The organism is Flavobacterium sp. (assembly GCF_035299245.1).
Taxonomy (GTDB): Bacteria; Bacteroidota; Bacteroidia; order Flavobacteriales; family Flavobacteriaceae; genus Flavobacterium.
This window is the reverse complement of the sequence record NZ_DATGWY010000016.1, coordinates 135,827-150,222: the sequence shown is the minus strand read 5'-3', so window position 1 is coordinate 150,222 and position 14,396 is coordinate 135,827. Positions and strand designations below refer to the sequence as shown.

The window sequence follows — 14,396 nt, the reverse complement described above, 5'->3', positions numbered from 1 at the left end:
ATGGAAATAACGCAATCAAATTCAGTTGACATTGCAATTATAGGCGGTGGTGTAGCAGGTTGTACTGCTGCCATCGCCTTATCCAATTCATATAATGTTGCACTAATTGATAAATTATCCGAACCTGTTGAACGTGTTGGTGAATGCCTAGCGCCAGCAGCTCGACGCATTTTCAAACAACTTGGTTTACTTGATGAATTTGAGAAAAAAATTAATGAGATTCATCAACGAAATAACGGTATGCAATCGTATTGGGGAAGTAAAAATGTACAAATTGTCGACCCTTTACGTAATCCAGACGGATTCGGATGGCAATTGAACCGTAAAGAATTCGAAAGTTTTCTACGAAAAAAAGCTGTTGAAAGAAGTCCAAATTGTTTTTGGAGTTATCAATTATTTCAGTGCAAGTTTGAAAATGAACATTGGGTACTCACTTTTGCTTCAACCAACGAAATTTCTAAAAAAAAGGTTATTAGAGCAAAATTTGTAATTGATGCTAGCGGAAGACAATCCCATTTTGCAAAAAAAATAGGTGTTGAAAGACAAAGTGTAGACAAACTTATTTCGATTTGGGCCACCTTGACTAACGAAGAAATTTCAACTTTAAGCACCATTTCTGCTTCTCAATCAGGTTGGTGGTACACTGCGCCATTACCAAATAAAAAACGCATTATGGCTTTTCAAACGGATTCTGATTTAATAGAACACGCCCAACTTAAAACAAAAGAAGCTTTTATAAATTTAGCCCTGTGCAATGAGCAAATGAAAACTATTTTGGAGAAAAGTAAAAATTCAATCCAATTCAATGGTATAGTTGCAGCAAATTCAACTCAACTCAAGCAAGTAACAGGACAACAATGGGCTGCTTTGGGTGATGCTGCCATTAGTTTTGATCCATTGTCTTCTCAAGGAATGTTCAATGCTATGGCAAATGCTCTTCAACTCACCGATTTACTCACAGAACATCAAATTATTTTCCAACCAAATTCTGAAAAAACAAATCAATTTCAAAGAGAATATTCTGAACAAGTCAATCAAATCTGGAAACACTATCTCCATCACAAACGCATTTTCTACAGTCAAGAACTTCGATGGAGCAATAGCGAATTTTGGAAAAGACGAAGATAGTTCTTGTTTTATTTCAATGTATTACTAAAAAAACACCTTCATTCATTCTCATAAATTTTAATTTCCATCATAAAAATTCAAAAAAATAGTTTTAATTTGTGTAGAACAAACAAAACTAAAAATGCATTTCGACCCAAATGAATTAGAACATTCGGCAGTATACAAATTACTCACCGGTTCTGTAATTCCACGACCTATTGGTTGGATTTCGTCCATCGATGAAAACGGCATTAACAATTTAGCTCCTTTTTCCTATTTCAATGCTGTTGGTGAAGATCCACCTCATGTCATGTTTTCCACTGTTCGAGGTAACAATACCAATAAAGACACGTTGAATAATGTGTTGTCAAACGGTCAATTTGTAGTAAATATGGTTACTGAAGAATTAGCTGAGCAAATGAATACTACTTCTCAATCAGTAGCATCTGATGTTGACGAGTTTCAATTAGCTAACCTTACACCTATTTCTTCTATAAAAATAAAACCCATGCGAGTGAAAGAAAGTCCTATTTCTTTTGAATGCGAACTCGTACACCATTATTTTTTAGAAAATCACAAAAACGGCGGAGCTTGTATACTGATTGGTAGAATTGTGATGATGCATTTTGCTGATGGTATTCTGATGGAAAATTACAAAATCAATTTAGAAACCTACAAACCAATAGCGCGTCTAGCAGGATCGAATTATGCGAAATTAGGAGAATTGTTTTCAATAAAAAGAAGTTAGTGATATATAGTATATTAGTAATAAAATTTCAGAAATCTGTAACTCAGAATAAAAATAAATAAATAAAATCCGTGGAAATCCGCGTTGCAAGGCATCCGTTTCATCCGCGTTCAACCAAATTATGAAAATAGCAGTAATCGGTGGTGGTCCAGGCGGACTTTACTTTTCAATCCTTACTAAAAAAGCAATGCCACATTGTCAGATCGACGTGTATGAACGCAACAAACCCGATGATAGTTTCGGATTTGGTGTGGTTTTCTCAGACGAAACCTTGGGCGAATTTCTGAAACGTGATATGCAATCCTACGAACTTATCCGCAGTGAATTTGCTTATTGGGATGATATTATCGTAGCTCGTGATGGGCAAAATGTTAGTATATCTGGAAATGGTTTTTGTGGATGTTCTCGTAAAACACTTTTAAAATTATTGCACCAACGATGTGGAGAAGAAGGAGTAAATCTGCACTTTGAGCAAACTATTGACGACTTATCACAATACAAAGACGCCGATATGATCTTGGCATCCGACGGAATTGGAAGCGGAATCCGAACGCAATACGAAAAAGAATTTGGAACTAAAATCGTTTTAAAGAAAAACCGTTTTGTTTGGTTAGGATCAACTAAACCCTTGGATGCTTTTACCTACTTTTTCAGAACTACTCCACACGGAACCATCGTTGCTCATACTTATCAATACGAAGCTGGAATGAGTACTTGGATATTTGAATGTTCCGATGAAACGTGGCAGAAATTCAAGTTTGAAGTCACCAATGAAGAAGATACGATTACTAAAATCAGTGCAATTTTTGAAGAAGAATTAGACGGTCATCCGCTAATTTCAAATAAATCACATTGGCGTCAATTTCCGCATGTAACCAACCAAAATTGGCATCACGAGAACATTGTTTTATTAGGCGATGCGAAAGCAACCGCACACTACTCTATCGGTTCGGGAACCAAATTAGCTATGGATTGTGCTATTGGTTTATCAGATGCCGTGATTGCCAATCCGAATGATATTCAAGCAGCATTCAAGCAATACGATGCTACTCGTAGAAACACTGTCGAAATGATTCAACACGCGGCTTTAGTTTCGCTCGATTGGTTCGAAAACATGGATCGCAACAGCCAACATCCATTTTATCAATTTGCTTTCGGATGCATGACGCGTTCCAAAAAAGTGACCTACGAAAACCTTCGTTTGCGCGACCCATCGTTTACTAATAAGGTTCTAGAAGAATTCAATAGCAACAACAATGTCGATTCCAAAAATCAATCGGCTGCTTTTTCTAAATTCAAACTGCGCGATTTGGAATTGCAAAACCGAATTGTCATGGCGCCAATGGGACAATATTCGGCACAAAACGGTCTTATTAACGATTGGCATTTTCAACATTATGTTTCTCGAGCGGTTGCTGGATTGGGATTGATTATTACTGAAATGACTGCTGTCTCAGAAACAGGACGCATTACTTTAGGTTGTGCTGGTTTGTATAATGAAAATCAAACAATTGAATGGAAAAAAATAACCGATTTTATACACATAAACACTGCAACTAAAATCGGAATTCAGTTAGGTCATTCGGGTAGAAAAGGAGGTTCGAAAATTCCGTGGGAGGAAACTTTCAATGGAGCTTCTTGGGAATTACTTTCGGCTTCAGCAATACCATTTAGTCAAAATTCAGCTGTACCAAAAGAAATGACTTTGACCGACATGGATTTAGTCACTTCTCAATTCGTTCAAGCTACCAAAAACGCTAATGAAGCGGGATTTGATTTAGTCGAATTACAAGCACATCACGGATTCTTACTGGCTTCTTTCCTATCACCTTTAACCAACATTCGAAACGACGAATTTGGCGGAAGTGTAGAAAACCGATTGAAATTTCCGCTCAGAGTTTTCAACGAAATGAGAGCCGTTTTCCCTAAAGAAAAACCAATGTCGGTTCGAATATCAGCTTCTGATTGGGCCGAAAACGGAATTGCAGAAACGGATGTATTCAAAATTGCAACTGCATTTAAAAACGCTGGCGCAGATATCATCAATGTTTCAACAGGAAATACAGTGGAACACCAAAAACCGCAAACGGGTAGAATGTGGCAAACTCCTTTTGCCGATGCAGTGCGAAACACCGTTCACATTCCAACAATCACGGCTGGATACATTCAAGATATTGATCAAATTAACACTATTATTTTAAACGGTAGAGCCGATTTAGTAGCGTTGGGAAGACCTTTATTATTGGATGCTAATTTTGTGCGAAATGCTCAGGCTTATGAAGCATTTGAAGCTCAAGATATTCCGAATCAATACAAAATGGGTGTTTCACACCTCTATCCTTTAAAAACCAATGAGCGAAAGCAATTGGAAGGAATGAAAAAAGCATTGAAACCAAAAAGTAATAAGAAATAGTGATGAAGATTACTGTAGTGTTACTCGTTTTTTTTAATTATTTGGGAATGGCACAAAATAGCGAAACAATTGTCAGCGGGAATTCCAAATTGAATTACACCACTTTTGGTTCGGGTAAACCTATTTTAATTATTAATGGCGGACCCGGAATGAACAGTGACGGTTTTGCTTATGTTGCGCAAGAATTAGCCAAAATGAATTTTCAAACCATCATTTACGACCAGCGTGGTACAGGTAAATCGACAGTAGAAAACCCCAATAACAAAAACATAACTATGGATTTAATGACCGAAGACATCGAAAACCTTCGTCGTCATTTAAAAATTGAAAAATGGACCATTTTAGGACACTCTTTTGGTGGAATCATGGCAACCTATTACGCTACAAAACATCCAGAAACTATAGACAAATTAATTTTTTCTTCATCGGGCGGTGTTAATATGAAATTCACTTTATACCTTCAAGAAAGACTGAATAAAAACCTTACGAAATCTGAAAGAGACAGTTTAAACTTTTACCAAAGAAAAAGAGACGCAGGTGATAACTCAAAAGAAACCATTACAAAAAGAGCTCAGTTTTTGGCAAAAGCTTATGTTTTTGACAAATCCAATTCGGATGTAATAGCACAACGTTTGACACAAATAAATTTTACTGTCAATTCGCTCGTTATTGAAAATCTGCAAAAAATCAACTTTGACTGTTCTTCTTTATTCAGTAATTTCAGACAACCAGCATTAGTTTTACAAGGAAAAAACGACATCATTTCAGTTGAAACAGCTCAGGAAATCGCCACTGCTTTTCCAAATTCAAAATTAATCCTAATTGAAAATTGTGGTCATTACGGCTGGTTAGATGCAAACGAACTGTATTTTAATTCGATAAATATATTTTTAAATAATTAGGCTCAGCAACTCAGTTACTCAGCCACTTAGTAACTTAAAAATGAAACACTACGACGATTCTTTTGCTCATGATAATTTGCCAAGTTTAGACTTGCAACCAAACTATATTTTTCATGATTTACCGCAATTTCAACATCCAGAAATGCTAAATTGTGTTCACCGATTGTTGGATTATCACGTTGAAAATGGTAGCGGAAATAGCATTTGCATTCGCACCTTTGAAGAAACTTGGACGTATCATGACTTGTATGAAAAAGCCAATCAAATTGCTCATGTTTTAGTAGATGATTTAGGCTTGAAATCAGGTAATCGTGTACTCATTCGCTCCGCTAATAATCCAATGATGGTCGCGTGTTGGTACGCTATTTTAAAAGCAGGCGGAATTGTAGTAGCGACCATGCCGTTACTGCGGTCAAAAGAATTAACTACAATAATTGATTGTGCCGAAATTTCACATGCTTTGTGCGATAAAGAGTTGGAAGAAGAAATGCATTTAGTGAAATCACCATTTTTAAAGCAAACATGTTTTTATGGCAATTCACAGTTGGAAAATCTGATGCAATCCAAATCCAAAACTTTTGATAATTACCATTCTAAATCGGATTCGGTTGCCTTAATAGGTTTTACCTCAGGAACTACAGGTTTACCCAAAATGACCTCTCATTTCCATAAAGATATTTTAAACATCTGTGAATGTTTCCCACAGTATTCGCTCCAACCAACTCCTGATGACATTTTCACTGGAAGTCCGCCTATTGGTTTCACTTTTGGTTTAGGTGGATTGGTTTTGTTTCCAATGTATTTTGGTGCTTCCACATTTTTAATAGAAAAACCAAGTCCCGATTTATTATTAAAAGCCATACAAGAGCACAAAATCACAACCTGCTTCACTGCTCCAACTGCTTGGCGCATCATCACTACGAAAGTCAACGAGTTTGATATTTCTAGTTTGCGCAATTGTGTCTCAGCCGGCGAAACCTTGCCTTTAAAAGTCTGGCAAGATTGGTACGATGCGACAGGTTTAAAAATAATAGACGGAATTGGCGCAACTGAAATGCTGCATATTTTTATTTCATCCAATAAAGATAATATGAAACCCGGTGCAACTGGAGTAGCAATTACAGGCTACGAAGCAAAAATCATTGATAGTCAAGGAAATGAATTGCCTAGAAACGAAGCTGGACGATTAGCAGTACGAGGAATAACGGGCTGTAAATATTTAAATCGAATTGAAAAACAAAAAGAATACGTAGAAAAGGGTTGGAATATTACAGGTGATATTTTCCGTCAAGATGATGACGGCTATTTTTGGTTTGTAGCTCGAGGTGACGATATGATTATTTCGGCTGGATACAACATAGCAGCGATTGAAGTAGAAAGTGTTTTACTTACACACGAAGACATCTTAGAATGTGCTGTGGTTGGTCTACCCGATGAAGAACGCGGAATGTTAGTTTGTGCTCATATTGTTCTTAAAAATCAATCTAAAGCAACCGACGCAATGAAAAACCGTATCCAACACTGGTTCAAAGAAGTAGCTGCACCGTATAAATATCCGCGCGTTATTTATTTTACAGAAAATCTACCTAAAACAGAAACTGGTAAAATCCAACGATTTAAATTGAAATAATATTCCTAACAGGTTTCAAAAACCTGTTAGGTTTTACTAAAATTATTTAGCAATTATAATGAGAAAAGCATTCTTAGTCATTAGTTTCACACTGCTTTCCTTAACCGGAATACTAATCTACATCAATTGGAAATTCGCTTTCCTCCTATTGATATTCATCCCCTTAATCCTAATGGGTTTGTACGATATGTACCAATCCCAAAAAACCATTCGCAGAAATTTCCCACTTTTAGGAAGAATGCGCTATTTACTAGAATCATTAGGTCCGGAAATGCGTCAATATTTCATCGAAACCGATACCGATGGAAAACCTTTCAACCGTTTGCAACGCAGTTTGGTGTACCAAAGAAGCAAAAAACAAAGTGATTCGATGCCTTTCGGAACACAATTAGACGTTTATGAAGACGGTTACGAATGGATCAATCACAGTATTCGTGCCATTCTGTTTTCACAAGTCAATCCCAATCCGAGAATTAAAGTTGGTTCTTCTCAATGTACTAAACCTTATGAAGCGAGTTTGTTCAACATCAGCGCAATGAGTTTTGGTTCGTTGAGTAAAAATGCGATTATTGCATTAAACAATGGAGCCAAACAAGGAGGATTTTACCACAATACTGGCGAAGGTGGTTTGTCGCCCTATCATTTGCAAGGTGGCGATGTAGTATGGAACATCGGAACAGGATATTTCAGTTGCCGTACTGATGACGGAAAATTCAATTACGACGAATTCGTCAAAAGAGCGACTTTAGACAACGTCAAAATGATTGAAATTAAGTTCTCTCAAGGTGCCAAACCCGGTCACGGCGGAATATTACCAAAAGAAAAAGTAACCGACGAAATTGCTGCTATTCGTCTAGTATCCAAAGGAAAAGACATTTTATCACCACCAACACATTCAGCCTTTACCAATCCGTTAGAATTAATGGATTTTGTACAATTATTGCGTAAAGGTTCGGGTGGAAAACCCATCGGAATTAAGATTTGCATCGGAAATAAATCAGAATTCCTTTCCATTTGCAAAGCCATGGTCGAAACCAAAACCTATTTGGATTTCATCACTGTTGATGGCGGTGAAGGCGGAACTGGCGCAGCGCCACAAGAATATTCCGATCACGTTGGAATGCCTTTGCGCGATGCTATTGCCTTTGTGTATGATGCTTTAAATGGCTTCGGACTCAAAGATCAAATCAAAATCATAGCGAGCGGAAAAGTGATTTCAGGCTTTGATATTGTTCGCACGCTTTCGTTGGGTGCTGATTTGTGTAATTCGGCTCGCGGAATGATGTTCGCTTTGGGCTGTATTCAGGCATTGGAATGTCATAATAATACGTGTCCAACCGGAGTAGCTACTCAAAATCCTCACTTGATGAAAGGATTAGTTCCAGAAGAAAAAAGCGTTCGTGTAGCGCGTTTTCAACACGAAACAGTCAAAAGTGCCATGGATTTAATGGCTTCCGCAGGTTTAGCGCACCCAGATGATGTAACGCGAGACGCTGTAACCACGCGTATTGACCGAAACAAAGTAGAAACCTATGCCGAGATATTTCCCGAATTAGAAACCGGATGTTTGCTTTACGAAAGTACAGTTCCCAAAGAATTTTTGTACTTTTGGAGAAAAGCTAGTGTGGAGAAGTTTTAGGAGCTATTTCCCGCTATTCGCTATATCTTTCGCGGCGAACACCGCCACAAAAGGATATCGCTACTATCGGGGCTAGAACATAGAATTTAAATAGGACTATAATTTAAACTTAGTGACAAAATCGCGACTTACAATAGAAATATGAATCAACCTTTTACCAAACAAGAAAAAATCCGTTTCAAACACATTGATTATGCTGGAATCGTATTCTATCCGCGTTTCCTCGAAATGCTCAATGATTTAGTAGAAGATTGGTTTGAAGAAGCGTTAGAACGACCTTTTTCTAAAATGCACGAAACCAACGGAATTCCGACAGTGGATTTAAAAGTACAATTCAAAAATGCCGCCCGAATTGGCGAAATACTAACCAAACAACTTTGGGTAAACCAACTGAAAACATCTTCTATTATCTGCGGATTTAAGTTCGCCAACCAAAACGATACTACAGTACTAGAAGGCGAAGTCACTTTGGTCAATGTAAAAATTCAAGAAGATCGTAAAAGCATCAAAGCCGAGCCTTTCTCAGAAGAAATGAAAAGTAAAATTATGAAGTACGAAATACTAAGTACGAAGTAGAAAATCAATCAAAATCTGCGGTTATCCGTGTTTGCAAAGCAATCCGTTTCATCCGCGTTTCAAAAATAATAAAATGGAGTTTAAAAAATTCAAAGCCGCAACCGTTCAAACCTCACCAGTTTTTCTCAACGTAGAAAAAACGATTGAAAAAGCCATTTCATTCATCAAAGAAGCCAGTCAAAACGGTGCGCAACTCATCGCTTTCCCTGAGGTATTTGTTGCGGGTTATCCGTATTGGAATTGGGTACTAACTCCAGTTCAAGGAAGTAAATGGTACGAAGAATTGTATAAAAACTCAGTTGCCGTTACCGATGCTTCCATGCAACCGTTATACCAAGCGGCCAAAGATCACAACATTCATATTGTCATCGGAATTAACGAACGTGGCGACAGTTATGGCGAAATTTACAATACCAATTTAATCATTGATAATCACGGAAAATTAATTGGAAAACACCGAAAATTAGTTCCAACGTGGGCCGAAAAACTAACCTGGACTTCGGGCGATGGCTCGTCTTTGAAAGTGTATAACACTGAAATTGGTCCAATTGGAACCTTGGCATGTGGAGAAAACACCAATACTTTGGCACGATTCACTCTACTATCTCAAGGCGAATTGATTCACATAGCCAACTACATTTCGTTGCCTACTGCTCCACCCGAATACAACATGGCAGAAGCCATTAAAATTCGCGCAGCAGCACATTCTTTTGAAGGAAAATTATTTACGATTGTTTCGTGTTCCACTATCTCCAAAGAAATTGTGGATATTTTAAAACCAGAAGCACCACAAATTGAAGAATTGGCCCAACGAAAAGATGCCGCTTTTTCCGGATTTATTGGTCCGAATGGAGCTGTAATCGGTCAACCCTTAATAGATGATGAAGGAATGATTTATGCCGATATCGATTTGGAAAAATGCATCCAACCGAAACAAATGCACGATATACTCGGACATTACAATCGATTTGATATATTTGACTTACGAGTGAATACAGCTCCAACTCGTAAAATTACATTCATTGACAATCATGAAGACTTTAATAAAAGATAAATTATAAACTTAACCCTCGAAGGGTTTGAAACCCTTCGAGGGTTAAAACATAATAATATGGAAACAAAACATTCAGACGACGTTATCGGTCGCGCACGAGTTCAAGACACACCCGAACTTGAAGCCTATTATAAAGAATTAGAAACTCTTGGCGCCGGTGCATTGTGGACAGTAGCCAACGATATAGAACCATGGGAACCGAGAAGCTCATCTGTTCCTATGTTATGGAAATACGATGATTTACGTGAATTAGTGCTCAAATCATCCGAATTAGTTACTCCAGAACAAGCAGGTAGACGCGTTGTTTATTTAGTTAATGACAAACGCAAAGACGTTTCGGCTGCCGTGGGTTGGTTGTACACCGGAATTCAAGTCACTCGCCCGGGCGAGAGTACTTCTGCGCATCGTCATCGCGCATCTGCATTACGTTTCATCATGGAAGGCGACAAAGGTTATACTGTTGTTGATGGCAACAAAATCATGTTGGAAGTCAACGATTTTGTCATTACTCCTAATTCGACTTGGCACGAACACGGCGTAGAAGAAGGCGGAAAAACCTGTATTTGGCAGGATGGTTTGGATATTCCGTTGGTAAATGCTTTGGAAGCCAATGATTATGCAGTTTACGACGGAAAACAGCCTTTAGTTGCGCCATTAAATCAATCGCCCATCACTTTTGGTTGCGCCGGATTGATACCAGCCGACAAATCGTGGGACAAACCGTATTCTCCTTTATTTAAATTTTCGTGGTCAAAAGTGTATCCAGCTTTGTTAGAAGCACAAAAAGTAAACGACATTAATCCGTTTGACGGAATTTTCATGAATTATTCGAATCCGTTGACTGGCGGACACGTAATGCAAACTATGGGTGCAGCGATGCAATTATTGCCTGCCGGTTTCAAAGGAAAAGCACACAAGCATACGGGTTCATTTGTATACCAATGTGCTAAAGGAAAAGGATATTCAATCATCAATGGAAAACGATACGACTGGAAAGAGCGCGATATTTTCTGTGTTCCATCATGGGCGTGGCACGAACATCACAATGCATCAGAAACTGAAGATGCGTGTTTGTTCAATTTTAATGATTTGCCTGTAATTGAAGGCTTAGGATTATATCAAGGAAGAGAATATTTAGAAAACAACGGACATCAGAAAATAGAATAAAGAACATATAGAATAGACTTATAACTTGGCGTCTTTGCGCCTTTGCGAGAAATAAACATGAAACTACTTACTTACACAACAGCCGATACAGAACCACGACTCGGATTCATCCACAACAATCAAGTGATTGATATGGAAGATTTTGGTGAAATATCCAATTTTCCTTTGCCTGATAATATGTTGGATTTGATTGATATGGGAATTGAAATCGTAGAAGAGCTCAACGATATGATAGCCGAAACGGAGCCGTCTTTCTTTGAAGAAATTGCCTACGAAATGAACGAAGTAACGTTCCTCGCTCCTATTCCGAAACCGCGTAAAAACATCATCGGAATTGGACTGAATTATACTGAGCACGTTGCCGAAAGCGCTCGTACATTAGACACAACTGGAAAATTACCTCAAAAACCCATTATTTTTTCAAAGCCACCCACAACGGTTACAGCTACGAATACTGAAGTGATTAAAAACACTCAACTTACTTCGCAATTGGATTGGGAAGTAGAATTAGCGGTTGTCATTGGTAAAAAAGGGAAATACGTTCCGAAATCAGAGGCTTTGGATTATGTTTTTGGATACACCGTAATTAATGATATTTCTGCACGTGATTGCCGCCGTGAAGGCCAATGGATCGTTTCCAAAGGACAAGATACCTTTGCGCCAATGGGTCCGATTTTAGTGACCAAAGACGAAATTGAAAATCCGCACAACTTAAACCTATCATTAAAAGTAAACGGAGTTGAAAAGCAAAATTCAAATACCAAATTCTTATTATTCAACATCAATGATTTGATAGAAGATTTGAGTATTGTTTTCACATTAGAACCAGGTGATATTATTGCAACCGGAACTCCAGCCGGCGTTGGTGCTGGTCGTGATCCGCAAGAATGGTTGTACGATGGTGATGTTATGGAAGCTACTGTGGAAGGAATTGGAACGATTGTGAATACAGTAAAGGAGATTTCTAGGTAAACTACTAATTGCGTTAGGGATTATAGTGGAAATCCTGTTATTGCGTTACGAAATAGCCTCTTTAGATTGCTTCGTTCTTCGCAATAACAGATTGTAACGGAAAGCCCGACCTGTCATTGCGAGGTACGAAGCAAACAGGAAACGCCCAAATAATTAAGTTCCTACTTCAACTTGGAATTTTAAACTTGAAACAAAATGAACAAAAAATACAGAATAGGCCAAATAGTTCCGTCATCGAATGTGACGATGGAAACCGAAATACCCGCAATTTTTAAAGCTCGAGAAACCATTCTTCCCGAGCGATTTACTTTTCACAGCAGTAGAATGCGAATGAAAAAAGTGACCAAAGAAGAACTCGAAGCGATGGATGCGATGAGTTTGAAATGCGCTCAAGAATTATCTGATGCTCACGTTGATGTAATGGGTTATGCGTGTTTAGTGGCAATTATGTCTATGGGACGCGGTTATCATTGTGTTTCGGAAGTCAATTTGCATCAAGAAACGGTGGCCAACGACTTTCCCACTCCAATTGTAACTTCGGCGGGTGCTTTGATTAACGGTTTAAAGGTTTTGGGCGCCAAACAAATATCAATTATCACTCCGTATATGCGTCCGCTTACTGATATGGTAGTTGATTATATTGAACATCAAGGAATTAAAGTAAAAGAAAGTATCGCTTTGGAAATTCCGGATAACTTAGAAGTGGCGGCTCAAAATCCGATGAATTTGTTGGAAATATACAAACAACTGGATTTGACGGATGTGGATGTTTTAGTAGCTTCGGCTTGTGTTCAAATGCCATCTTTGGAAGCCATTGATTTGATTCAAAAAGAATGTGGAATTCCAGTTACTTCTGCGGCAGTTTGTACCACTTATGAAATGATGAAAAAACTCAATATCGAAGCAAAATCGGCTATTGGTGGTGAATTATTAAACGGGAACTATTAACTAAATTTTCAATGCTATGAAAAACATTATTGCCTTCTTTGCAGCCTTTTTTGCTGCTAAAAAAACCAAGTTTGGTTGTTTCGGAACGATTATCGTATTTATTGTTGTGTATTATTTGGTGAAAAAAATACTATAATTGTGGAGTGGAAAATTGTCGACGGAAAGCTAGTACAGCTTTACCAATTCGACACTCAAACCCAATTAGCTGAATTTCTATTGAAAGTGGCAAAATACGCCGATTCTGTAAATCATCATCCAGATTATAGAGTGTTTCAATGTTCAAAAGTTGAGTTTACTTTATTCACTCATGATAAAAATCAAATTACCGAATTGGATCATCAACTTGCTAAATTTATAACATCATGCTACAATAATTACTGATGAGTCTTATTTTGTTATTGATTACCATTTCGCCTCTACTATTCTATCTTGTAGATGGTTATTATGAAAAGAACGTTCTAAAAGGAGTGTATATGATTCTGGGATTTCTTTCGTTAATGGCTGTGGTTGTATTAATAACAAAAAATATGGGTTGGTATGTAATAGGTTTTGTACCAGTATTTTTTACCGCATTGGTGCTTTATAAAATAGTCAGATCAAAGTAACTTTGATTTACAATCAGTACACAGTTCCATTTTTTCGGTATCAATAGTTGAAATCTTTTCGTTGGCGCTGGTCATGACACAATGTGAATTTGGGCAATGCGGTAATCCTAAATTATGTCCGAATTCGTGGATAGTTACTTTTTTAAGGCGAGTGAAATGCAACTTAGAATCATTGGTTTTTAGTCGAAATGACGAAATTATAGCGCTTTTACCCGGTTGATACGCCAATCCCATTACACCAAAATCATTGTACTTCCATTCCGGTTTTTTGATGGTACCATCGGTCTCTTTTTTAGTAATTGAAATATCTTTTTCTGTCAAACCCACAATAAAATCAATAGAATCGGGTCGGTTTCTATTTTGAATTCGGATAATGCTATCGGCCCGATAACGTGGCGATTTGATGTTAATAAAAGCTGATTTTGGGACATTAATAGCAGGAAGAATTACAACTTTAACACGATAGAACTCACTAATGGTCTTACTTATAGTGTCTATTTTCTCAGTTGGGAAACCTTTGTAAGGTTGAAGTGCAACAACTGTCGTTGGGTTTATTTCTTTTGATTTAGAGCAAGAAATAAGGATAAAGGCAAACACTAAATAATAGAATTTCATTGCAAAATAGTTTCCCATTA

13 protein-coding genes are annotated in these 14,396 nt (G+C 37.6%); 12 read left to right on the top strand and 1 reads right to left on the bottom strand.

What is annotated here, in order from left to right:
- The 12 genes from VK161_RS11990 to VK161_RS11935 all read left to right on the top strand — a co-directional run bounded on the left by VK161_RS11990 (window position 1) and on the right by VK161_RS11935 (window position 13,537).
- Window positions 1–1,128 carry an NAD(P)/FAD-dependent oxidoreductase gene (locus VK161_RS11990; protein WP_324215022.1) on the top strand — a complete coding sequence of 376 codons (1,128 nt, stop codon included), beginning with the start codon at window positions 1–3 and terminating at the stop codon, window positions 1,126–1,128.
- Window positions 1,129–1,249: 121 nt separating this feature from the next.
- Window positions 1,250–1,855: a flavin reductase family protein gene (locus VK161_RS11985; RefSeq protein ID WP_324215021.1), complete on the top strand. Its 606-nt coding sequence runs from the start codon at window positions 1,250–1,252 to the stop codon at window positions 1,853–1,855.
- Between the two features lie 121 nt (window positions 1,856–1,976).
- Window positions 1,977–4,268: a bifunctional salicylyl-CoA 5-hydroxylase/oxidoreductase gene (locus VK161_RS11980; protein WP_324215020.1), complete on the top strand. Its 2,292-nt coding sequence runs from the start codon at window positions 1,977–1,979 to the stop codon at window positions 4,266–4,268.
- Between the two features lie 47 nt (window positions 4,269–4,315).
- Entirely contained in the window at window positions 4,316–5,170 is an 855-nt protein-coding gene (locus VK161_RS11975) for an alpha/beta fold hydrolase (protein WP_324215019.1), read from the top strand.
- A gap of 40 nt (window positions 5,171–5,210) precedes the next feature.
- On the top strand, window positions 5,211–6,800 hold the full coding sequence (locus tag VK161_RS11970) for an AMP-binding protein (RefSeq protein ID WP_324215018.1): 1,590 nt from the start codon (window positions 5,211–5,213) through the stop codon (window positions 6,798–6,800).
- Window positions 6,801–6,858: 58 nt separating this feature from the next.
- Entirely contained in the window at window positions 6,859–8,439 is a 1,581-nt protein-coding gene (locus tag VK161_RS11965; protein WP_324215017.1) for an FMN-binding glutamate synthase family protein, read from the top strand.
- Between the two features lie 141 nt (window positions 8,440–8,580).
- Window positions 8,581–9,015: a thioesterase family protein gene (locus VK161_RS11960; protein ID WP_324215016.1), complete on the top strand. Its 435-nt coding sequence runs from the start codon at window positions 8,581–8,583 to the stop codon at window positions 9,013–9,015.
- A 73-nt stretch (window positions 9,016–9,088) separates the two neighbouring features.
- A complete protein-coding gene (locus VK161_RS11955) occupies window positions 9,089–10,069 on the top strand; it encodes a carbon-nitrogen hydrolase family protein (protein WP_324215015.1) in 981 nt (326 codons plus the stop codon).
- A 57-nt stretch (window positions 10,070–10,126) separates the two neighbouring features.
- Window positions 10,127–11,236: a cupin domain-containing protein gene (locus tag VK161_RS11950; RefSeq protein ID WP_324215014.1), complete on the top strand. Its 1,110-nt coding sequence runs from the start codon at window positions 10,127–10,129 to the stop codon at window positions 11,234–11,236.
- A 57-nt stretch (window positions 11,237–11,293) separates the two neighbouring features.
- Window positions 11,294–12,208: a fumarylacetoacetate hydrolase family protein gene (locus tag VK161_RS11945; protein WP_324215013.1), complete on the top strand. Its 915-nt coding sequence runs from the start codon at window positions 11,294–11,296 to the stop codon at window positions 12,206–12,208.
- Between the two features lie 195 nt (window positions 12,209–12,403).
- Entirely contained in the window at window positions 12,404–13,156 is a 753-nt protein-coding gene (locus VK161_RS11940) for an Asp/Glu racemase (protein WP_324215012.1), read from the top strand.
- Between the two features lie 138 nt (window positions 13,157–13,294).
- A complete protein-coding gene (locus tag VK161_RS11935; RefSeq protein WP_324215011.1) occupies window positions 13,295–13,537 on the top strand; it encodes a 4a-hydroxytetrahydrobiopterin dehydratase in 243 nt (80 codons plus the stop codon).
- A gap of 215 nt (window positions 13,538–13,752) precedes the next feature.
- On the opposite strand, the gene VK161_RS11930 is transcribed toward VK161_RS11935, so the two are convergent.
- Window positions 13,753–14,376: a matrixin family metalloprotease gene (locus VK161_RS11930; protein WP_324215010.1), complete on the bottom strand. Its 624-nt coding sequence runs from the start codon at window positions 14,374–14,376 to the stop codon at window positions 13,753–13,755.
- Window positions 14,377–14,396 lie beyond the last annotated feature (20 nt).

Bases quoted from the DNA above. Each gene is read 5' to 3' on its own strand.
- VK161_RS11950 (WP_324215014.1), top strand. From the start codon at position 10,127: ATGGAAACAAAACATTCAGACGACGTTATCGGTCGCGCACGAGTTCAA.
- VK161_RS11970 (WP_324215018.1), top strand. From the start codon at position 5,211: ATGAAACACTACGACGATTCTTTTGCTCATGATAATTTGCCAAGTTTA.
- VK161_RS11930 (WP_324215010.1), bottom strand. From the start codon at position 14,376: ATGAAATTCTATTATTTAGTGTTTGCCTTTATCCTTATTTCTTGCTCT.
- VK161_RS11990 (WP_324215022.1), top strand. From the start codon at position 1: ATGGAAATAACGCAATCAAATTCAGTTGACATTGCAATTATAGGCGGT.
- VK161_RS11975 (WP_324215019.1), top strand. From the start codon at position 4,316: ATGGCACAAAATAGCGAAACAATTGTCAGCGGGAATTCCAAATTGAAT.
- VK161_RS11980 (WP_324215020.1), top strand. From the start codon at position 1,977: ATGAAAATAGCAGTAATCGGTGGTGGTCCAGGCGGACTTTACTTTTCA.
- VK161_RS11985 (WP_324215021.1), top strand. From the start codon at position 1,250: ATGCATTTCGACCCAAATGAATTAGAACATTCGGCAGTATACAAATTA.
- VK161_RS11945 (WP_324215013.1), top strand. From the start codon at position 11,294: ATGAAACTACTTACTTACACAACAGCCGATACAGAACCACGACTCGGA.
- VK161_RS11965 (WP_324215017.1), top strand. From the start codon at position 6,859: ATGAGAAAAGCATTCTTAGTCATTAGTTTCACACTGCTTTCCTTAACC.
- VK161_RS11940 (WP_324215012.1), top strand. From the start codon at position 12,404: ATGAACAAAAAATACAGAATAGGCCAAATAGTTCCGTCATCGAATGTG.
- VK161_RS11955 (WP_324215015.1), top strand. From the start codon at position 9,089: ATGGAGTTTAAAAAATTCAAAGCCGCAACCGTTCAAACCTCACCAGTT.
- VK161_RS11960 (WP_324215016.1), top strand. From the start codon at position 8,581: ATGAATCAACCTTTTACCAAACAAGAAAAAATCCGTTTCAAACACATT.